This window comes from Actinomyces sp. oral taxon 171 str. F0337, assembly GCF_005696555.1.
In the GTDB taxonomy this organism is placed as follows: Bacteria; Actinomycetota; Actinomycetes; order Actinomycetales; family Actinomycetaceae; genus Actinomyces; species Actinomyces oris_E.
The window spans coordinates 2443741-2464407 of sequence record NZ_CP040005.1 but is presented as its reverse complement, the minus strand read 5'-3'; the positions used below and the strand labels follow the sequence as shown (position 1 = coordinate 2464407).

Annotated in this window: 19 protein-coding genes; 16 read left to right on the top strand and 3 right to left on the bottom strand. The window is 66.1% G+C overall.

Features of this window, described 5'->3' with window-relative positions; genetic code table 11:
* Window positions 1-2: 2 nt before the first annotated feature.
* The 5 genes from FBF36_RS10585 to FBF36_RS10565 all read left to right on the top strand — a co-directional run bounded on the left by FBF36_RS10585 (window position 3) and on the right by FBF36_RS10565 (window position 4300).
* The gene (locus FBF36_RS10585; RefSeq protein ID WP_087943976.1) at window positions 3-434 is read left to right on the top strand and encodes a DUF2000 domain-containing protein; all 432 of its coding nucleotides are present in this window, start codon (window positions 3-5) and stop codon (window positions 432-434) included.
* Window positions 435-828: 394 nt separating this feature from the next.
* Complete coding sequence (locus FBF36_RS10580; RefSeq protein ID WP_138137506.1) at window positions 829-1833, top strand: phenylacetate--CoA ligase family protein; 1005 nt, start codon at window positions 829-831, stop codon at window positions 1831-1833.
* Complete coding sequence (locus tag FBF36_RS10575; protein ID WP_087943977.1) at window positions 1830-2714, top strand: aminotransferase class IV; 885 nt, start codon at window positions 1830-1832, stop codon at window positions 2712-2714. The genes FBF36_RS10580 and FBF36_RS10575 overlap by 4 nt, the downstream gene beginning before the upstream one ends.
* Window positions 2715-2747: 33 nt before the next feature.
* Window positions 2748-3350, top strand: a complete 603-nt coding sequence (locus FBF36_RS10570; protein ID WP_009395095.1) for a prephenate dehydratase domain-containing protein — start codon at window positions 2748-2750, stop codon at window positions 3348-3350.
* 8 nt (window positions 3351-3358) lie between these two features.
* A complete protein-coding gene (locus FBF36_RS10565; protein WP_087943978.1) occupies window positions 3359-4300 on the top strand; it encodes an ornithine cyclodeaminase family protein in 942 nt (313 codons plus the stop codon).
* A 442-nt stretch (window positions 4301-4742) separates the two neighbouring features.
* Here FBF36_RS10565 and FBF36_RS10560 read toward each other — a convergent pair whose 3' ends face one another.
* On the bottom strand, window positions 4743-5243 hold the full coding sequence (locus FBF36_RS10560; RefSeq protein WP_009395103.1) for a hypothetical protein: 501 nt from the start codon (window positions 5241-5243) through the stop codon (window positions 4743-4745).
* Window positions 5244-5466: 223 nt separating this feature from the next.
* Between FBF36_RS10560 and argF the strand changes: the two genes are divergently transcribed.
* The 4 genes from argF (at window position 5467) to FBF36_RS10540 (ending at window position 11551) form a co-directional block, all read left to right on the top strand.
* Window positions 5467-6495 carry an ornithine carbamoyltransferase gene (gene argF, locus FBF36_RS10555; RefSeq protein ID WP_009395105.1) on the top strand — a complete coding sequence of 343 codons (1029 nt, stop codon included), beginning with the start codon at window positions 5467-5469 and terminating at the stop codon, window positions 6493-6495.
* 133 nt (window positions 6496-6628) lie between these two features.
* A complete protein-coding gene (locus tag FBF36_RS10550) occupies window positions 6629-7741 on the top strand; it encodes an o-succinylbenzoate synthase (RefSeq protein WP_009395107.1) in 1113 nt (370 codons plus the stop codon).
* Between the two features lie 133 nt (window positions 7742-7874).
* Window positions 7875-9611 (top strand): 2-succinyl-5-enolpyruvyl-6-hydroxy-3-cyclohexene-1-carboxylic-acid synthase, encoded by a 1737-nt coding sequence (gene menD, locus FBF36_RS10545; protein WP_138137857.1) that lies wholly within the window; start codon window positions 7875-7877, stop codon window positions 9609-9611.
* A 212-nt stretch (window positions 9612-9823) separates the two neighbouring features.
* Window positions 9824-11551, top strand: a complete 1728-nt coding sequence (locus FBF36_RS10540) for a S1C family serine protease (RefSeq protein ID WP_009398621.1) — start codon at window positions 9824-9826, stop codon at window positions 11549-11551.
* A 23-nt stretch (window positions 11552-11574) separates the two neighbouring features.
* On the opposite strand, the gene FBF36_RS10535 is transcribed toward FBF36_RS10540, so the two are convergent.
* Together FBF36_RS10535 and FBF36_RS10530 are read right to left on the bottom strand one after the other, a co-directional pair.
* A complete protein-coding gene (locus FBF36_RS10535; protein WP_138137501.1) occupies window positions 11575-12936 on the bottom strand; it encodes an isochorismate synthase MenF in 1362 nt (453 codons plus the stop codon).
* 34 nt (window positions 12937-12970) lie between these two features.
* Window positions 12971-13696: a demethylmenaquinone methyltransferase gene (locus FBF36_RS10530; protein ID WP_034490853.1), complete on the bottom strand. Its 726-nt coding sequence runs from the start codon at window positions 13694-13696 to the stop codon at window positions 12971-12973.
* A 365-nt stretch (window positions 13697-14061) separates the two neighbouring features.
* Between FBF36_RS10530 and FBF36_RS10525 the strand changes: the two genes are divergently transcribed.
* The 7 genes from FBF36_RS10525 (at window position 14062) to nuoF (ending at window position 20664) form a co-directional block, all read left to right on the top strand.
* On the top strand, window positions 14062-15363 hold the full coding sequence (locus tag FBF36_RS10525; protein WP_138137499.1) for a geranylgeranyl reductase family protein: 1302 nt from the start codon (window positions 14062-14064) through the stop codon (window positions 15361-15363).
* Window positions 15360-15719 carry an NADH-quinone oxidoreductase subunit A gene (gene ndhC / locus FBF36_RS10520; protein ID WP_003787163.1) on the top strand — a complete coding sequence of 120 codons (360 nt, stop codon included), beginning with the start codon at window positions 15360-15362 and terminating at the stop codon, window positions 15717-15719. The genes FBF36_RS10525 and ndhC overlap by 4 nt, the downstream gene beginning before the upstream one ends.
* Before the next feature lie 62 nt (window positions 15720-15781).
* Window positions 15782-16396, top strand: coding sequence for an NADH-quinone oxidoreductase subunit B (locus FBF36_RS10515; protein WP_009395411.1), 615 nt, complete (start codon window positions 15782-15784; stop codon window positions 16394-16396).
* Window positions 16393-17178 (top strand): NADH-quinone oxidoreductase subunit C, encoded by a 786-nt coding sequence (locus FBF36_RS10510; RefSeq protein ID WP_009395413.1) that lies wholly within the window; start codon window positions 16393-16395, stop codon window positions 17176-17178. Before FBF36_RS10515 ends, FBF36_RS10510 begins: the two co-directional genes overlap by 4 nt.
* Window positions 17178-18566, top strand: coding sequence for an NADH-quinone oxidoreductase subunit D (locus FBF36_RS10505; RefSeq protein ID WP_075377297.1), 1389 nt, complete (start codon window positions 17178-17180; stop codon window positions 18564-18566). Before FBF36_RS10510 ends, FBF36_RS10505 begins: the two co-directional genes overlap by 1 nt.
* Window positions 18566-19336, top strand: a complete 771-nt coding sequence (nuoE, locus tag FBF36_RS10500; RefSeq protein ID WP_009395418.1) for an NADH-quinone oxidoreductase subunit NuoE — start codon at window positions 18566-18568, stop codon at window positions 19334-19336. Before FBF36_RS10505 ends, nuoE begins: the two co-directional genes overlap by 1 nt.
* Window positions 19333-20664 (top strand): NADH-quinone oxidoreductase subunit NuoF, encoded by a 1332-nt coding sequence (gene nuoF, locus FBF36_RS10495; RefSeq protein WP_009395420.1) that lies wholly within the window; start codon window positions 19333-19335, stop codon window positions 20662-20664. Before nuoE ends, nuoF begins: the two co-directional genes overlap by 4 nt.
* The last annotated feature ends 3 nt before the right edge of the window (window positions 20665-20667 follow it).

Sequence of the window (20667 nt, the reverse complement as noted above, 5' to 3'; positions counted from 1 at the left end):
CAATGAACACAGAACAACAAAAAACCGTCATCGTCATCGATCAATATCTCCCCACAGGTTTGGCGGTCAATGCAGCATCGATTGTTGCAGCGATGATCATAACCGCCTTCCCCGCATTTATGGGACCGTCGGTGAAAACTGCTGATTCCGAACTTCCTGGCGTTGTACTGGCCCCGCTTCCTGTTCTTGCAGGAAATGGAAACCTGCTCAGATCTGTCTGGGACCGTGCTACTCAATCTGATTTCAGAATCGCCACTTTTCCTTTCACTCGCCTAGCACAAGGTTGCAAGACGTACGATGAATATATTTCCAAACTGAGTACAACCATCACACACGACCTCGAACTCTCCGCAATCGGCCTCTGTGGTCCTAGGAGAGCCGTCAACTCACTCACTGGGGACCTCCCTCTCTATCCCGCTCAGGAGAAAAAATAAAATGATCCCTCTTGGAAACTCGGAACTATGGAATGTCGCAAACAAATTCGCAGTTAAGCAGAGGCGCCAATGGGCAGGGGACATGGATACGGAAACTCTGAATGAATGGCAGTTCACGAATTTGCGACAAACCATTGAATACTGTCGGGAGAGATCTCCGTTCTACCAGCGTCATTTTGCAGATCTGGGAGCAACCGCACCTATCGACTCTCTACCGTTTACCTCCAAGGAGGATCTTCGACAACACCTTGACGATGTGGCAAGTTTAAGTCTCGAGCACACGTGGGTGTACTACGAGACTACGGGTACGACGGGAATCTCTACTCCATGTCCACGCACAGCCGAGGACTCCATACGCACCGGAATCGCTCTCTGCGAAGGTTACCGAAATCTTTTGAACACCTATGGCGAGAACCTCTCGATCGCTGTGATGGGGCCAACAGAGTTGCATTCGACCGGAGACACTTTTGGTGATGTATTCAGAAGCCTCGGACACAGCAGTATAAAAATGTGGCCACATTCTCCCGTCGTCGGTTTTGACCGTGCTTCGCACTTGCTCCAACGCCTGCCGATCACTGGTCTGACTTGCACACCAGGGATGACAATCCTCTTAGCTAGGCATCTTCTCTCTTCAGGCATCGACCCGGTTTCTCTAGATATCCGAGTCATCCTCACAGTTGGTGAGTTAGCAAGTCCACAACTGTTGAGACAAATCTGCGAAGTATGGAACGCTGACGTCTACAGTTGCATGTATGCATCGCAAGAGGCTTCCATCCTGGCTGTCTGTCAAAAAGATGGCCACCTACGGACGACGCCTCTGAACTACTACTACGAAATCATCAACCCTGATACCGGTATGGTCCTAAGCCCTAGTTCAGAACAACGAGAAGGGGAACTCGTCGTCACTCACCTCTACCGCGGGGCTAAGCCCCTAGTTCGATATCGCACCGGAGATTTGATCCGCGCCCATGGGACAGGACAAGACTTCACCATCACGCCGATCGGTCGAGCCCGCGACAAGCTTTGCATCGGGAACAAAGTTTATACTGCATACGACTTTGAGGTGGCCATTCTCGAAGATTGTCCCGCCTTCCTCGACTATCAGGTTGAAATCCATCGGCGCAATAATCATGACGAAGTGGACCTAGTTCTGGAATCCACCCATGAAATCTCCACGAAAGACCATCACCTGGCGGAACTACACGCCCACGCGCTCTCGGATAAACTGGACGTTCCTGTTCACGTGTTCTGGGGCAAGACGGACGCACGGACGTCCACAGGAGCCATGGTTAGTTGGAAAGCAGCTCGGATTCGTGACCACCGCGATAATCAATTAAGAGTCGAGACTGATTCGGCTAGCCAGATCGCAAATCAACGTGAAAATAGGACAGCACCATGACGGTATCAGCCTACTTAGATGGAAGATGGGTTAATGCCACCTCTCCTCATCTTAGCCTCTCTACCCAGGGACTTCAGTACGGCACTGCCGTATTCGAAGGGATCCGCGCCTACCGAAGCAAAAAGGATACGCAGGTGCGGCCCTTCGAAGCCAAGGCTCATTTCGAGCGCTTGCGAGCTTCGTGTCAGGTACTTCGGATTGATATCCGCGAAAGCGTCGAAGAACTCATCAGCATCGCAGAGGAACTCGTCACACGGAATCACCATGATGACGATTGCTATATTCGACCGGTTGTATGCAAAACGACGTTCTTGCCGGGAACGCCGTTCGGAGTAAAACTATCGGGTGTTGCTCATAGTGTTATACTTACATCTGTTTCTATGTCTTCCCGATTGGGGCGTCCTACCCGTCTCGGGATCGCCTCCACCCGCAGAGTTGCTAACGCATCTATGCCCGCAAGGGCAAAAATCAGCGGTGCGTACGTGTCCAGCGCTCTCGCCGTCGACGAATGCACCGTCCGCGGTTACGACGACGCGCTACTGCTGACAAGTGAAGGACGTGTTGCTGAAGCATCGACCAGCAACATTATTCTCAGGCGAGGTGATGCTGTTATCACTCCCTCGCTAGACCAAGGGATACTGCCCGGTATAACCCGGTCGCTCGTGCTAAATATGGCGAAGCATGACGGATACGAAGTTATCGAACGTCCCGTTGAATTGGCAGAACTATTTGCCGCGGATGAACTTCTCTTGACAGGAACAGGGATAGAGATCTCCCCGGTGACATCCATCGAGGGACAGAAAATTCGTGATGGCAAACCAGGTGATTTCACTCGCCATATTTGTCAACAGTACGAAGAAAAAACGCGCGCAACCTATTAACTCCATTGGTCACCCCTAGAAAGAAGCACGACCATGACTTACTTCACTGTTAATGGTGACATACCTTCAATTCGTTCGTCATCCCAGATTTCGACTCTCGGCCCGTCGGGAACTAGCAGTGAACATGCAGCAAGGTATTTCCTTAAAAGTTTCGGCACAAAAAGTTTCGGCACAAAAAGTTTCGGCACAGATAACTGTCGAATTCTGTTATATCCGTCATATCGGGACGCTGCTAGATCGGTCTCTGTAGGAGAGTCGGAGTATCTTGTGGTTGCCAATGCATTTCATGGAATCAATGATTTTTATATGGACCCCGTCCTGAGCGTGCACAGCGTTTTTCTTATGCTGACCCCACAGTATGGGCTGGCCAAACGCCCGGGCGACTTCCTTCGCTCACAATTCGAAGTTATTAGCCATCCGGCGCCGGTCCCTCTCATCGCTGAACTTATGCCACCAAGGCACAAATGTGCAGGTATTGTTGCCGCTAATTCGACTGCAGCAGCAGCAAGCGCTGTCGAAAATGGCGATTACGATGTCGCTCTTACTACCCATTCAGCTGCAGAAAAACACAACCTTGTTTTCTTCTCGAATCAACGTCCAATTGAAATGGTGTGGACCGTTTTCACTCACGGTTAGGAGCGAAGATGATTCAAATCGGTGCCGAAGCGATATGGAGGGCCGCTGATCGAAAAGGGTTCTGGACGTGTCTAGCTGACCGAATGGTCGTGGCTCTTAGAGAGCAAGCCGCCGCTCAAGCGGCATCGTCACCAAGACAGATCATACGAACAAACACTGGTAATGGACTCGGGCTTATGGCGGCAGTTGCCGAGAAGCCTGGTAAGTTAATCATGGGTGTCAAGATCGTGTCGCTCACCAAGCGAGTTTCTCAGGGAAGCCCTTCCCATCCGGGGGTAGTCGTCCTCATCGATCCTGTGTCGGGTGATCCAAAGGTGAGTCTTGATGCAGATTCGGTTACTGCGATCCGGACGGCTGCGACAACCTGCGCAGTTACTCGGCACGTAAGACCAGAGGCGGTCTATTTTACCATTATCGGTACCGGAATTGAGGCCCGCTCGCATCTTCTTGCACTCTCTTCGGTATATCCGAAAGCGCGGTTTACGATCTGGGGAAGGAGGTTTAAACTGGCTTCTAATCTCGCTTCCAGATACGCCTGCCAACATATTTCTGTCTCGGCAGAACCTGACTTAATGAAGGCGATTAAGGGTGCCCACGTCATTACCAGTGTCACTGCCGCCAGATCGCCGTTCCTTGATATAAATCATGTCGATGATGCCGCCCACGTCAACGCGATCGGGGCGTCGATACCTGGACTTTCTGAATGGATTCCCGAATCGTTTAGGAACGTCGATGTCATTATATGTGACACTGTCGAGGAGTGTCGCCGACAATCAATAGAGATTCCTGATGATCTTCTCGATGCTGCTCACAATGTGTCCGCGGTTCTCGACGAACCTTGCTGGAAAATTGCCAATCTCAATGGTAGGAGATCTGTCTACAAGTCAGTGGGATCGGCTGTCCTTGATGTTGCCGCTGGAGCCTTTCTCGTGGACTATCTTCAGTCATGAAATACGTGCGGGCTGGAAGGTGTGGCGTTTTTGGGTTGCTAGTTTTCTTTCTGTGCGCCTTATTTGGGGTGAAGTTTATTTATCGCGTTCGCAAAACAATTCTCTTTGCGTAGATGATGGCGCCTGCCGGTGCTCTCGTCCCATCGATAATCGGCTGGTCAGAACCTCTCCCCATCAGTGGGTTACTGACAGTAAGCTCTTTACAAATTTGGGTGGAGCTTTTATCTACGAGTCAAAGTTGCATCTTTGTAATCGCGCTGTGAATGATATTCATCATTCGCGTCTGTTTGATCGCTCCAGGCCACTGCACCCTCAACCGGTTGGGCAACTCCTTGGAGGTAGCATTCATCCTGATGTCGCACGCAAGATGAAAGGCATTGCGGATTCTGCGCGGCGCCGATCAACTGAGTGCTGACCTGGTCGGTGCGAGGCGGTCGGGTGCCTACGGCGCTGTCCGGCTCAGTGCGACCCGGCTGAGCTCGGGAACGTGCCGGCGGCCGTCGCGGAAGTCGGCGGTGACGTACTCCGGCGGGATCGGCTGGGGCTGGTGGGCGCGCTCCTCGATGGCGTCATAGCCGAGCGAGGTGTCCCACGGTCTCTCAATGACGGCGACGAAGGCCATGAACGGCAGCCATGTGAGAACCGTCAGCGCCGTCGTCGACGCCGGAGCGAGGAGCCGGGTTGCCAAGAACCCGGCGAGTGCGGGGCAGACCACGGCAACGAGAGTCAGCAGGAGACCATGAGCGTCCCGGGAGCGCCAGGCCCGCATGATGAGCCGGTGCGCGGAGGCGTCGACGGCCTCGCGCACGGCCACCGCCACCAGGGAGAACAGGACCGCCCGGCCGAGTCCCAGGCTGGCCCCGGTCATAGCGGACCAGGTCAGCACGATCACCGTCAGCCCGATGACGCCGGGCACTCCGAGGAGCAGGCGACCCACCACCATCGCGGAGACGGGGGTGACAGGCCTCCAACGACCGCGTCCTGTCTCGCCTTGTCCCGTGCCGGTCCTGCTCATGGATTCCCTTCTGATCGGCCTGATCGTGGATTCAACCGTTTGAGTCATTCTACAAAGCCTGTGGGAGACGTCTCGCACTGACGGCAGCGGTCGGTGCGGGCGAGGAGCGTGCCTCACCATCATCCCGGCTTACCGCACTGAAAGGACCCTTATGACCGCGCTCGCCGCTCCAGACCCCACCGTCCTCGCCGGCCTCAAGGGCCGCAGCTTCCTCAAGGAGCTCGACTTCACCCCCGCCGAGTGGATGGCGCTCATCGAGCTGGCCGCCCAGCTCAAGGCGGCCAAGAAGGCCGGACAGGAGGTTCGTCACCTGGAAGGCAGGAACATCGCCCTCGTCTTCGAGAAGACCTCGACGCGCACCCGCTGCTCCTTCGAGGTCGGTTCCCACGACCAGGGCGCCCACGTCACCTACCTGGACCCCTCGGGCTCCCAGATGGGTCACAAGGAGTCCGTGGCGGACACCGCCCGGGTCCTGGGCCGCATGTTCGACGGCATCGAGTACCGCGGTGACAAGCAGTCCAAGGTCGAGGAGCTCGCCGCCCTGTCCGGCGTGCCGGTGTGGAACGGTCTGACCGACGAGTGGCACCCCACCCAGATGCTGTGCGACTCCCTGACGATGCTTGAGCACGCCGGCAAGCCCGCCGGCGAGATCTCCTACGCCTACATCGGCGACGCCCGCTTCAACATGGGGCGCTCGCTGCTCGTCAACGGTGCGCTCCTGGGCGCTGACGTGCGCATCGTGGCTCCCAAGGAGCTGTGGCCCGACGACGAGTGCGTCGCGGCCGCCCGCCGGCTCGCCGACTCCACCGGTGCCCGCGTCACCCTGACCGAGTCGGTCGAGGAGGGCGTTGCCGGCGTCGACTTCATCCACACCGACATCTGGGTCTCCATGGGTGAGCCCAAGGAGGTCTGGGACGAGCGCATCGCCCTGCTGCGCCCCTACCAGGTCAACGCCTCGCTCATGGAGATCGCCGGTCCGCAGGCCAGGTTCATGCACTGCCTGCCCGCTTACCACGACCGCAACACGACCGTGGGTGAGGAGATCTTCCAGGCCACCGGCATGGACGGCGTCGAGGTCACCAACGACGTCTTCGAGTCCGAGGCCTCCATCGTCTTCGACCAGGCCGAGAACCGCATGCACACCATCAAGGCGGTCATGGTCGCCACCCTGGGCGACTGATCGGCGGACTGAAGCGGCGGAACCGGCAGGGGAGCGGGTCTCCGGCCGACGACGTCGTACGGCTCCCGTTCGGGCGTTCGTTGAGGTGGGGCCCGCCACCCTTGTTCCGGTTTCATCATGTTGATTGAAGATCATGCGTATTCTGTTGCCCGTGAGTCCGGACCAACAGCATGCCAACGGCGAGATCGACATCGCCTCTCTCCATGCTCAGGACTCCACCGGTCTGCTGGATCGCATCGACCGCGTCGTCGTCTGGGACATCCCCCTGACGACACCGTTTCGCGGCATCACCCGTCGCGACGGCGTCCTGCTCCACGGCCCCGGGGGCTGGGGTGAGGTCGCGCCGTTCTGGGACTACGGGTCGGAGGCCAGTGCTCCATGGCTCGCCTCCGGGCTGTCCCAGGCCCTGGGAAACTCCGTCCTTCCCCGCTACCGCGAGACCGTCTCCGTCAACGTCACCGTCCCCGAGGTCGGCGCCGAGGACGCTGCCGAGCTGGTGCGGGTCTCCGGAGCCAGGACCGCCAAGGTCAAGGTCAGCGGCAGCAGTGACAAGCGCTCGTCGGACCTGGAGCGCCTCGAGGCGGTCCGCTCGGCCCTGGGGCGTTCCGGGAAGGTGCGCATCGACGTCAACGGCGCCTGGGACCTGGACGCCGCCCGTGAGAACCTGCCCCTCATGGACCGGGCCGCCGGAGGACTGGAGTACGTCGAACAGCCCTGCGCCACCGTCCACGACCTGGCCGACCTGCGCCGCACCGTCGATGTGCCCATCGCCGCGGACGAGTCGATCCGGCTATCGGCCAATCCCATGGAGATCGTCCACCGGCGCGCCGCCGACGTCGCCATCCTCAAGGTGGCCCCGCTGGGCGGGGTGCACCGGGCCCTGGACATGGCCGAGCGCCTCGGACTGCCCGCGGTCGTCTCCTCCGCCTTGGACACCTCCGTGGGCATCATGACTGGCGCCACCCTCGCCTTCAGCCTGCCGTCCCTCAGCCACGCCTGCGGCCTGGGGACCTTGCGCCTGCTCAGCCAGGACGTCGCCGACCCCAGCGTTCTTCCCAGCAACGGGAGCCTGCGTCTTGACGCCGCCACCCCCGTCTCCGAGCGTCTCCTGAGCGAGGTCAAGGCGGGGCCCTACCTCACCAGGCACTGGCAGACGCGCCTGCTGCACCTGGCCGGTGCCCTGCACGCCCGCCGCCAGCGCGAGGCCCGCGATCCGAGCCGGGCCGTGGCCGGGCTGCCGCTGTAGCCCCTGCCCGAACCGTGCGGTGGGCTCACCGGGCCGTCCTACTGTGACTAATCGCAGCACAGAGCAGGCCGCGTGCTCTCGTATCCTCGCCCCTGTGACCGACTTCCCGGAGAGCTCGCAGCTCCCGCCCGCCATGGCCGACGCCCGCAGCCTCGTGGCGGCCCTCTTGGTCGAGGGTGTGCGTGAGATCGTCCTGTGCCCGGGATCGCGCAGCGCCCCGCTGGCGGATGCCCTGGCGGATGCCGCCGACGCCGGGCACCTACGACTGCGCGTCGTCCTGGATGAGCGCAGCGCAGGCTTCATCGCCCTGGGGGCCGCCCGCGCCCACGCCCTGACCGGGCACAGTCGCTGCGCCGCCGTCGTGACCACCTCGGGGACGGCCGTCTCCAACCTCCACCCGGCCGTCAGCGAGGCCGACGCCGCCGGCATCCCCCTGCTTGTCATCAGCGCAGACCGTCCCCATGAGCTGGTCGGCACCGGCGCCAGCCAGACCACCGAACAGACCGGGCTCTTCGCACCGGCCCTGCGCCTGGGCATCGACCTGCCCGCCGACCTGGCCGCCGACCTCGGAGACGGTGCGGCCGACGCCGCCATCACAGGGCAGGTGCGCCGCGCCGTCGTCGCGGCCACCGGGGCCCTCAGTCGGGATCGCGGGCCGGTTCAGATCAACGCCCGCTTCCGCCCGCCCCTGACGGCGGACGGCGCAGTGCCGGCTGTTCCGACGCGGCTTGGCCCGCCGGCGGCCACGGCTTCCCGGGCAGCGGTACCGGCCCGCGCCCTGGTGGTCGATGATCGCCAGCAGGCCGGCCACGGCTCCCCATCGGTGGGGAGGGGGCTCGTCGTCGCCGGCGACACCGCCCACCCGGCCGTCGGTGCCCTGGCCAGGTCTCTGGCCGAGCACCTCGACTGGCCGCTCCTGGCCGAACCCACCTCCCAGGCCCGCAGCGGCACCCAGGCCCTGATCCGTTACGCCGAGCTGCTGGGTACCCCGGCGGGCCTTGCGCTCACTGAGCGCACCGATCACCTCCTCGTCCTCGGCCACCCCAGCCTCAGTCGATCCGTCACCGCGCTCCTGGGGCGCGAGGACCTCGATATCACCGTCCTGACCGAGCACGCCCGGTGGACCGACGTCCCCGGGCGGGCCCGACGGATCATCCCCGTCGACGGTCCCGATCAGGAGCCTGTCGACGACGTCGCCCTCCAGGCGGTCCGGCTGGTCGCCGCCCTCGGTCTGGAACGGGCCGATGCGGCCTGGACCGACTCCTGGCGCCAGGCCGTGGCGGATCTTCCTGATCCGGGCCGCTTCAGCAGCGCCGACGCCGTGGTCCGGGCCGCGTGGGAGGCGAGCCTGGCTCCCGACACCCCCACCCTCCTGCTGGGCTCCTCCATGACGGTGCGGCGCCTGGACCGACTCGCCCAGCCCGGTGGCGCCGCCCCGAAGGCTGTTGCGAACCGCGGCCTGGCGGGCATCGACGGCACCATCGCCACCGGCATCGGACTGTGGATGGCCTCGGGTCGACCGGTTCGTGCCGTGATGGGAGATCTCGCCTTCCTCCACGACGCCATGTCCATGAGCCGGGGCGTGCGTGAGGAGGAGCCCGACCTGCAGGTGATCGTCGTCGACGACGGCGGGGGTGCGATCTTCTCCCACCTTGAGTACGCCCACACCACGCCGTCTGGTCGGTTTGAACGGCTTTTCACCGCCCCCCAGTGTGCGAGTATTGCTGCACTGGCCACCGCCCTGGGGGCCCGGGTCCATGTCCCCGATGATGTCGCGGCCCTCCGGAGGCTCTTGGCCGAGCCAGTCGACGGCCTGAGCGTCGTCGTCTGGGAGACCACGAGGCACGGTCCTCACGCCGTGACAACATGAATAACGATAGAGATGAACAGCAGCCAGCGGCATAGGACCCGCGGAAGACGGCTCGGCTCACCCCGAACCCACCGCCGGACTCCCAGTCCGCTGCGACACAACGGTCACACGATCCACAGCACAGCCTCAGGGAATCATCGGAAACGGTACAGAGCCCGGGTGTTGTCTACCCGTGGATCTGGAGAGGGCGACACGCCCGAGGAGGAGCACAGATGAGCGGATACGACGAGGCGAACCCGGAGGCCCACCGGCCCACTGAGCCCGGAGCGGCGGCAGACGACAGTCACTCCGGTGTCGACTCCTGGTCCGTCGGCAGCCAGAGCGGCCCGGGTGCGGCGGTCTCCGGCAGCGAGGCCCAGCGCTCGACTGAGAACCAGGAGAACCAGGTCGGCTACGAGGACCCGTCTCAGGCCCACGCCGCCGACGGTCCTCGCCCCGAGCCGGTCCCGCCTCAGAGCGCAGACGCGCAGCGCTGGAACGACACCCGGCAGCTGCCCACCGAGCCGCCCACCTCGCAGCTGCCCGCCGACCGGTCCGCGTCGGCCTACGCTGACTCCGCCCAGGGGCAGTACCAGCCCCAGCAGCAGTCGTACCAGGAGTCCCAGTCGCAGCCTCAGCAGCAGCCTTATCACCAGGGCCAGTACCCCGCCTCTCAGGAGCAGCAGGCCTATTTCGGCTCGCCCTACACGACCGTCCCGACGACGCCCGGTGGCTACGCGGCGCCCGGCGCCCCCACCGGGGAGTCCTTCTACGCGACCTCGAAGGCCGCAGGCAGTGAGAGAGACACCAAGAGGCGCCGCGGGCCGGGCTGGTTCGCCCTCGTGGCCTCTGTGGTGGTCGCCTCCCTGCTGGGCGCCGGTGGTGCCGTCGTGGCGGTCAACTACATGGACGCTCGCGGTGGGAACGCCGCATCGCACTCCTCGGCCGCGCCCACCGCGATCGCCACCGGTGACACGACCCAGACCGTCGACAGCACCGGTCAGGCCCCCGACTGGGAGGCCGTCTCGGCCGCGGTGTCCAATGCCGTCGTGTCCATCGCCATCACCACCGGCAACGGCAAGGCCCTGGGGTCCGGAGTCATCTTCGACAAGGAGGGGCACATCATCACGAACAACCATGTGGTGGCGGGTGCCTCGCAGATCCTGGTGACGCTGGCCGATGGCCGCGTCTACGAGGCCGAGCCCACCGGTACCGACCCTGCCACTGACCTGGCGGTCATCCAGCTCAAGGACGCCCCCGACAACCTCACCGTCGCCCAGCTCGGCGACTCCGACAAGCTGGCCACCGGTCAGGACGTCATGGCCATCGGTAACCCGCTGGGCCTGTCCTCCACCGTCACCACCGGCATCATCTCGGCCCTGGACCGTCCTGTCATCAACTCCCAGAGTGAGGACGGCTCAGGAGGAGGCTCCCCGTCCTCGGCGGTCTACACCAACGCCATCCAGATCGACGCCGCCATCAACCCCGGCAACTCCGGCGGGCCGCTCTTCGACGAGAAGGGGCGGGTCATCGGGATCACCAGCTCCATCGCCACCATGGGGAGCTCCAGTGGCGGTGAGGGCGGCTCGGGAAGCATCGGCATCGGCTTCGCCATTCCCGTCAAGCTGGCGGACAAGGTCGCCAAGCAGCTCATCAAGTCCGGCACGGCCACCCACGCCTACCTGGGCGTTAAGGTGGAGACCGGTGGCGCCGAGGTCGACGGCGAGATGCGCGCCGGTGCCAAGGTCGTCTTGGTCGAGGGCGGCTCACCCGCAGACAAGGCCGGCCTGAAGAAAGACGACGTCATCATCGCCATCGATGGCAAGACCACCTCCCAGGGGTCGGCGCTGACCGGTTACGTACGCCAGTACTCCGCCAACGACAAGGTCAAGCTCACGGTCATCCGCGACTCCAAGAAGCAGGACATCGACGTGACCCTGGCCGAGCGCAAGGACTCCTGACGCGCTACCCGCTCGGAGAGGCCTCAGAGACGCACGTTCAGGGCACCCAGCATGGGGCGCATCTTGGCGATCGTCTCCGCCAGCTCGTCGACCGGCTCGGAGTCCGGCATGATGCCGCCGCCCCCGAACACTCTCGCGGGGGACTGCGGTCCAGGACCTCCTGCGGGCAGCTGGGCGCTGCGCAGCGCGATGCACCACTCGCCCTCGCCATGCCAGTCGACCCAGCCCACGGGCCCGGCGTAACGCCCCCGGTCCATGGACTCGGCCTCCTCGATCAGGCGCGCGGCAGCCTGCGTCGGTGTCCCGCACACGGCCGCCGTCGGGTGCAGCGCGTCCACCAGCGCCAGTGCCCCGGTGTCCCCGGCGACGACCCCGGTGACATCACTGGCCAGGTGCAGCACATTCGGCAGCGTCAGGACGAAGCGGGCCGGGGCCTCCACCACTGAGCACAGCGGCTCCAGCGCCGTGATCGCCGAGTCCCGGGCCAGCTCGTGCTCCCGGTTGTTCTTCTCCGAGCCCTCCAGCCAGGACGCCAGGCGCGCCGTCGCCAGGGCGTCCTCGCCGGCGTGCCGGCGTGCCGTACCGGCCAGCACCCTGCTGATGAGGCGTCGGTCCCGCAGGCGCATCAGCAGCTCAGGGCTGGCCCCCACCATCTGGTCGACGGCGAAGACCCAGGTGGAGGGGTAGTCGCGGGCCAGGCGCCGCAGCACCGTGCCGGTGGCTAGCGGCGCGCCCGGGTAGGCCAGAACGTCACGGGCCAGGACCACCTTGCGGGCCCGCCCGGCACGCATCCGCTCCTGCGTGGCGGACACCGCCCGGCACCACTGCTCCTCGCTGAGAGCCCCGGCCTCAACGGTGGTGGTGCCGCCGGAGTCCCCGTCGTCGCCGGATTGCTCCCGGCCGATCACGGTGCGCGCCTCCGCCACCATCGCCCCCAGGCGGATCTCAGGATCCGGGTGCTCCGGCTCCGCACCGTCGGCAGCTACGGGTACCACGGTCGTCAACCAGGTGCCGGAGCCGTCGCACCCGACGACGACCTCGGGAACCACCAGGACTGAGGACTGCTGCGAGGCGGGGGAGAAGGTGATCACACCCAGGGCCACCGGCCCCGTCCCGGGGCGGACCAGCGCATCGCGCCACCAGGCCGCGCCGACGACGGCCCGCCACGCGGCCCTCAGCGCCTCGATGCGATCCGCCCCGGCGGCCTCGATCACCAGGACGCGGCCCAGGCCGATGAGTCCGCGCCCTTCGTGCACCCAGGAGCTGACATCCTCACGGCCCGCCAGCAGGTCGATGAGGGCGAGCCCCTCCAGCGCGCCCTCGGGCAGCTCGTGGGTGCGGAAGGACAGGCGCGGCGGGTCGGCCAGGCAGTGCTCCGCCCTCACGACGTCGGCCCCTGGGCGGTGCTCGGAGCAGCGTTCACTGCTCGCCCCGGGCGCGCAGGGGTCGCGTGGCCCGGTGGACCGCGACGATCCCGCCGGAGAGGTTCTTGTAGCCCACGCCCCGCCAACCGGCCTCCTGCATGAGACCGGCCAGCTCCCTCTGGTCCGGCCAGGCCAGGATCGACTCGCCCAGGTAGTCATAGGCCGCGGTGTTCGATGAGACCAGACGGGCGGCGGCCGGCAGGGCGCTGCCCAGGTAGAAGCGGTACAGAGGACGGAAGGCCGGCCAGGCCGGGGTGGAGAACTCCGCGATGACGATCCGCCCGCCCGGAACCGTCACCCGGCGCATCTCCGACAGCGCCCGCGCCGTGTCCTGCACGTTGCGCAGCCCGTAGGAGATGGTGACGACGTCGAAGCTCTCATCGGCGAAGGGCAGCGCCGTGGCGTCCCCGGCCACGAAGGCGATCTCGGGGTGGCGGCGCTTGCCCTCGGCCACCATGCCCGTGGAGAAGTCGCAGGCCACGACCTCGGCGCCGTCGGCGGCGTACTCCACCGAGGAGGTGCCGGTCCCGGCGGCCAGGTCCAGGACGCGCGTCCCCGGTCTCGCGGCGACGGCCGCGCACGTCACCCGGCGCCACATGTGCACCTGGAACAGGCTCATCACGTCATTGGACAGGTCGTAACGCCGCGCGACGGCGTCGAACATCCCGGCGACCTCACGCGGGTCCTTGGCGAGGCTGGCTCGAAGGGGGGATCGGCTCATGGAGTCATCATCGCAAATCCCGGCCGCTGCATCGCCGTCGAGGCGTGCCGGCAACCGCTCCTGACCGACTCGTTGGCGCCCTAGGACCCAGGTCCCGTCCGACGGTGTTGAAATTCGTTACTCACTTGCAGCGTAATTCTGGGGTGCCGCCATCCTTCGGTGAGGTGGGGAGTTTCCTGAACATTGCCGTCACAGCAACGAAAACCTCTGTTCGTCGCCTCCGTCGGCGGTCTTGTCATGGAGGCGTTCGCCCCCTGGGTACAGTCGGCACAGGCTCCGCCGAGCGCGGGGCCTGCATTACGGTGCCAGCTGTGATGCCTATGACAACGCCCGCCGTACCAGAAGTGCCGAGGAGGGAAGGTCGAGTGACTCAGGCAGCCGCCCAGTCCAGCGCCTCAGCCACTGCCGACGTCATCGTCGTCGGGGCGGGGCCGGCCGGATCCTCGGCGGCCTACCACATGGCCACTCTCGGTCTCGATGTCATCCTCCTGGAGAAGCAGGAGCTCGGCCGTGACAAGGTCTGCGGGGACGGCCTGACCCCCTCGGCCGTACGCGAGCTCGTCTCCATGGGCGTGGACACCTCCGGCTGGCAGCGCAACCGGGGCCTGCGCGTCATCGGCGGCGGACACCTCCTCCACTTCCCCTGGCCGGAGCAGGCCTCCTTCCCCTCCTACGGGATGGCCCGTCCCCGCGCCCTGCTCGACCGCGACCTGGCCGAGCACGCCGCCGCGGCCGGCGCCCGCCTGCTCACCGGCGTCACCGTCACCGGCCCCGTCACCTCGCCCACCGGCCGCGTCACCGGTGTCGAGGCCCGCCCCACCAACCGGGTCGCCTACCCCGGCATCGAGGGGCCCACCACTTTCACCGCCCCGCTGGTCGTCGACGCCGGAGGGGTCTCGGCCCGTCTGGCCACCGCCGTCGGGCGCATCAAGAACGAGCGTCGTCCCATGGGCGTGGCCGTGCGCGCCTACTTCCGCTCCCCGCGCGCCAAGGACGCCTGGATGGAGTCCCGCCTCGAGCTGTGGGACGGCACGCCCGGCAAGTCCGACCTCCTGCCCGGCTACGGCTGGATCTGGTCCGTGGGGGAGGGGCTGGTCAACGTCGGGCTCGGCTCGGTCTCCTCGCGCGCCCAGGCCACCTCCATCGACTACCGCGCCGTGTTCAACCGCTGGATGGACAACGTCCCGGCCTCATGGGGCTTCACCCAGGAGAACCAGGTCGGCGGCCTGGTCAGCGCCGCCCTGCCCATGGCCTTCAACCGCAAGCCGCACTACGCCGACGGCCTCATGCTGCTGGGCGACGCAGGCGGCATGGTCTCGCCCTTCAACGGCGAGGGCATCGCCCAGGCCCTCATGTCCGGACGCCTGGCCGCCCAGGCCGCCGCCCAGGCCGGTGCCCGCACGACCACCTCGGGCCGCGAGCAGGTCCTGGCCCAGTACCCCAAGGCCCTCAGCTCCGAGATGGGCGGCTACTACACGCTCGGCCGTGTCTTCGTCGCCCTCATCGAGCACCCCGAGGTCATGCGTCTGTGCACCCGCTACGGGCTGCCGCGCAAGCGCCTCATGAAGCTCGTCACCAAGCTCCTGTCCGACGGGTGGGAGCGCCGCGGCGGTGACGGAATCGACCACTTCATCCAGCTCCTGACAAGGATGGTGCCGGAAGCATGAACCCCTACGCCTCCCTGCTCATCATGGCCGCACTGGCCCTCCTGGTGGCCGTCGGCGGCCTGGCCATGAGCGCCATCATCAGCCCCGCCCGGCGCAACCGGGTCAAGGTGGCCAACTACGAGTGCGGCATCGACCCCACCCCCGCCAACACCGAGCACGGGCGCTTCCCCGTCTCCTTCTACCTGGTGGGCATGACCTTCATCATCTTCGACGTCGAGGTGGTCTTCCTCTACCCCTGGGCCACGGCCTTCGGGCGCCTGGGGTTCTTCGGGCTGGGAGCGGCCGTCCTGTTCATCGGCCTCATCACCGTGCCCTACATCCTCGAGTGGCGTCGCGGCGGACTGGACTGGGACTGAGGCGGCTCTGACCGGCGAGGACCCAGCCCGACGATCTCAAGGAGTACACAGCAGTGAAGAGCATGAAAAAGCACAACGCCTTCATGGCGTCCATCCCCTCCAAACGCAATGACCCCCACGCCGCCGCTGCCGCCGAGGTGGACAGCCCGGGCTTCCTGCTGACCACCGTCGAGAAGCTCGCGGGCCTGGCCCAGGCCCGCTCCATGTGGCCCGTCACCATGGGCCTGGCCTGCTGCGCCATCGAGATGATGGCCGCCGGCACCCCCCGCTTCGACATGGCCCGCTTCGGCTGGGAGGTCTTCCGCGCCTCCCCGCGCCACGCCGACGTCATGATCGTCTCGGGCCGCGTCTCCCACAAGATGGCCCCGATCGTGCGCAATGTCTACGACTCCATGCCCGAGCCCAAGTGGGTCATCTCCATGGGGGCCTGCGCCTCGTCGGGAGGCATCTTCAACAACTACGCCGTCGTCCAGGGCTGCGACCACATCGTCCCGGTGGACATCTACCTGCCGGGCTGCCCGCCGCGCCCCGAGATGCTCCTCAACGCCATGCTCGAGCTCACCCGCCAGATCGAGAAGAAGCCGCTGTTCAAGCACCGCGAGGAGATCGCCCGCGCCGTCGAGGCCGCCGCCCTGTCGGCCACCCCCACCCATGAGATGAAGGGCCTGCTGGCATGAGTGAGAAGAACGCTCCGGGACACGACTCGGGCTCCGACGCCCTGCCCGAGATCCCCGAGGTCTCGGCGGTCCCCGCCGTCCCCGAGGTCGCCGGCACCCCCGTGCGCCCCGAGCTGCGCCTGGAGGTCATCGCCGCCCCCACCGGCCAGTTCGGCGCCTCCGACGCCGGCGACACCACCGGCTACGGCGAGCACCGCAGCGTCGTCACCCTCGCCCCCGCCGCCGCGCGTCCCTACGGCGACTGGTTCGACGGCGTCGTCGACGCCCTCGTCGAGGACCTCCAGGAGGCCGGCATCGACCCGGCCGCCGCCATCGAGAAGGTCGTCATCGAGCACGACGAGCTCACCCTGTTCATCGCCCGAGAGCACCTGCTCGACGTCGCGCGCCCCCTGCGCGACGACCAGGACCTGCGCTTCGAGCTGTGCCTGGGCGTCAGCGGAGTCCACTACCCCGAGCTGACCGGGCGCGAGCTGCACGCCTGCATCCAGCTCATGAGCCTGACCCACGGAGGGCGCCAGCTGCGCCTTCAGGTCGCCTGCCCCGACTCGGACCCGCACGTGCCCTCCCTCGTCTCCCTCTACCCCGGCAACGACTGGCACGAGCGTGAGACCTGGGACCTCATGGGCATCGTCTTCGACGGCCACCCCCACCTGACCCGCACCGCCATGCCCGACGACTGGGTGGGCCACCCCCAGCGCAAGGACTACCCGCTGGGCGGCATCCCCGTCGAGTACAAGGGCGCCCAGACCCCGCCCGCCGACACCCGGAGGTCCTACCGCTGATGAGCACGACAAGCACCTTCCGCGCCTCCGGCCCCGCTACGGACGAGCTGTCCTCCGGCGCCGAGCAGTTCACCGTCAGCGGCGGGGACTGGGACGACGTCGTCGCCCAGATCGCCGAGCGCGACGAGGCCGACCGCCTGCGCAACGACCGGATCGTCCTCAACATGGGCCCGGTCCACCCCTCCACCCACGGCGTGCTGCGCCTGGTCCTGGAGGCCGACGGCGAGGTCGTCACCGAGGTCCGTGTCGGAACCGGCTACCTGCACACCGGTATCGAGAAGAACATGGAGTACCGCACCTGGGTGCAGGGCGAGACCTTCGTGACCCGCATGGACTACGTGGCCCCCTTCTTCCAGGAGGTCGGCTACGCGCTCGCCGTCGAGAAGCTCCTGGGCATCACCGACGACATCCCCGAGAAGGCCACCGTCACCCGCGTGCTGCTCATGGAGCTCAACCGCATCGCCTCCCACGTCGTGGCCGTGGGCACCGGGGGCAACGAGCTGGGCGGCACCACGCTCATGACCATCGCCTTCCGCTGCCGCGAGAACATCCTCAAGGCCTTCGAGATGGTCTCCGGGCTGCGCATGAACCACGCCTACATCCGCCCCGGGGGGCTGGCCCAGGACATCCCCGAGGGCTTCACCGAGTTCGTGCGCTCGGTCATGCCGGACATGAAGAAGGACATCCACGAGCTCGAGCTGCTGCTCCTGGAGAACCCGATCCTCAAGTCCCGCTTCATCGGCGTGGGGGAGATCAGCCTCGCCGGAGGGCTCGCCCTGGGCCTGACCGGGCCGTGCCTGCGAGCGGCCGGCTACCCGCTGGACCTGCGGCGATCCAACCCCTACTGCGGCTACGAGACCTACGACTTCCGGGTCCCCACCTACCGGGTCTCCGACTGCTACAACCGCCTGCGCATCCGCCTGGACGAGGCCTACGAGTCCCTCAAGATCGTCTCCCAGTGCCTGGACCGCCTCGACGAGATCGCCGCCCGCGGCGACGACCCCTCCAACACCACGATGGTGGCCGACCCGACCATCGCCTGGCCCGCACGCATGTCCATCGCCACCGACGGCCAGGGCCAGTCCCTGGAGCACGTGCGCGAGATCATGGGCAGCTCCATGGAGTCCCTCATCCACCACTTCAAGCTGGTGACCCAGGGCTTCAGGGTCCCGGCCGGGCAGGTCTACCAGACCGTCGAGCACGCCAAGGGGATCCTGGGCGTCCACGCCGTCTCCGACGGCGGCACCCGCCCCTACCGGGTCCACTTCCGTGACCCCTCCTTCTCCAACCTGCAGTCGTTGGCCATGATGGGGGAGGGCGGCATGATCGCCGACCTCGTGCCCACCCTGGCCTCCATCGACCCCGTCCTGGGAGGCGTGGACCGCTGATGAGCACCACCGAGAACGCAGTCAACCCAGCCGTCGAGACCATCGCGACCGTCAGCGCGGTCGGCCCGGTGGGCACCGTCGCGCAAGCCGCCGTCGCCGCCGGCTACAGCGCCGAGGTCGCCCAGGGCCTCCAGGACGACATTGAGCGGATCATCGCCCGCTACCCGGCGGGCAAGGAGCGCAGCGCCCTCATCCCGATGCTCCACCTCATCCAGTCCGTGGACGGCTACGTCTCGCCGGCCGGCATCGCCTTGTGCGCCGCCAGGCTCGGCCTGGAGCGGGCCGAGGTCAGCGCCGTGGCCACCTTCTACAGCCAGTTCCGCCGCCACCCGGTGGGCACCTACCACGTGGGCGTGTGCACCAACGCCCTGTGCGCCGTCATGGGTGGGGACGAGATCTGGTCGGCGGTCACCGAGCACACCGGCCTGGGCGCCGAGGAGACCAGCGAGGACGGCACCATCAGCCTCGAGCGCGTCGAGTGCAACGCCGCCTGCGACTACGCCCCCGTCGTCATGGTCAACTGGGAGTTCTTCGACAACCAGACCCCCGACTCCGCCGTCGCCATGATCAAGGCCCTCGAGCGCGGCGAGGACGTCGTTCCCACCCGTGGCCCCGAGACCGTCCCCACCTTCCGCGAGAACGAGCGCCTGCTGGCCGGCTTCGAGGACGGTCGCACCGATGAGGGGCGCGGCCCCGGTGAGCCGACCCTGCGCGGCCTGCGCATCGCCCGCGAGCAGGGCTGGACCGCGCCGAAGGAGGAGACCAAGTGAGTGACACCGCCACCTACACCGCGCCGGGGACCCTCACCCCGGTCCTGAGCGACCTGTGGGACCAGGAGCGCTCCTGGACCCTGCAGGCCTACCTCGACCACGGCGGATACGAGGGCCTGAAGCAGGCCAAGACCCTCAGCAGCGAGGACCTCATCACCCTCATCAAGGACTCCGGCCTGCGCGGGCGCGGCGGCGCCGGATTCCCCACCGGTCTGAAGTGGTCCTTCCTGCCCCCGGTCGACGGCGGCCCGCGCTACCTCGTGGTCAACGCCGACGAGTCCGAGCCGGGCACCTGCAAGGACATCCCCACGATCATGTCCAACCCGCAGGCGCTCATCGAGGGCATCGCCATCACCTCGCGCGCCATCGGCGGCGACCACGCCTTCGTCTACCTGCGCGGCGAGGTCCCCCACGTCTACCGCCGCCTGCTCAGCGCCGTGCGCGAGGCCACCGAGTCCGGCCTGCTGGACACCGGCTTCGGGCTCGACGGTCAGCAGCCGCTGCGCATCACCGCCCACGCCGGGGCCGGCGCCTACATCTGCGGTGAGGAGACCGCCCTGCTGGACTCCCTGGAGGGCCGCCGCGGCCACCCCCGCCTCAAGCCGCCCTTCCCCGCCGTCGCCGGCCTCTACGCCCGCCCCACGGTGGTCAACAACGTCGAGACCATCGCCTCGGTCCCGGAGATCCTGGCCCGCGGCGCCCAGTGGTACTCCACCATGGGCACCGAGAAGTCCAAGGGCCACGGCATCTTCTCCGTCTCCGGCCACGTGGCCCACCCCGGCCAGTACGAGGCCCCCTTCGGCATCACCATGCGCGAGCTCATCGAGCTCTCCGGCGGCATCCGCCCCGGCCACGAGCTGAAGTTCTGGGTGCCGGGGGGCTCCTCGACACCGATCTTCGGCCCCGACGAGCTCGACGTCCCCCTGGACTACGAGTCCGTGGCCGAGGCCGGCTCCATGCTGGGAACCCGCGCCCTGCAGGTCTTCGACGAGACCGTCTCCGTGGTGCGCGTGGTCACCCGCTGGACCGAGTTCTACCAGCACGAGTCCTGCGGCAAGTGCACCCCCTGCCGCGAGGGCACCTACTGGATGCGTCAGATCATGCTGCGCCTGGAGGCCGGGCGCGGACTGCCCGGCGACGTCGAGAAGCTCGAGTCCATCGCCTCCAACATCGCCGGGCGCTCCTTCTGCGCCCTGGGTGACGCCTCCGCCACCCCGGTCCTGACCGGCATCAAGCGGTTCCGCGAGGAGTTCGAGGCCGGCTACACCGCCGCCGCCGGTGAGCTCTTCCCCTACGCCGCCTCCTCCGTCTTCGAAAGCGCACGGTGAGCC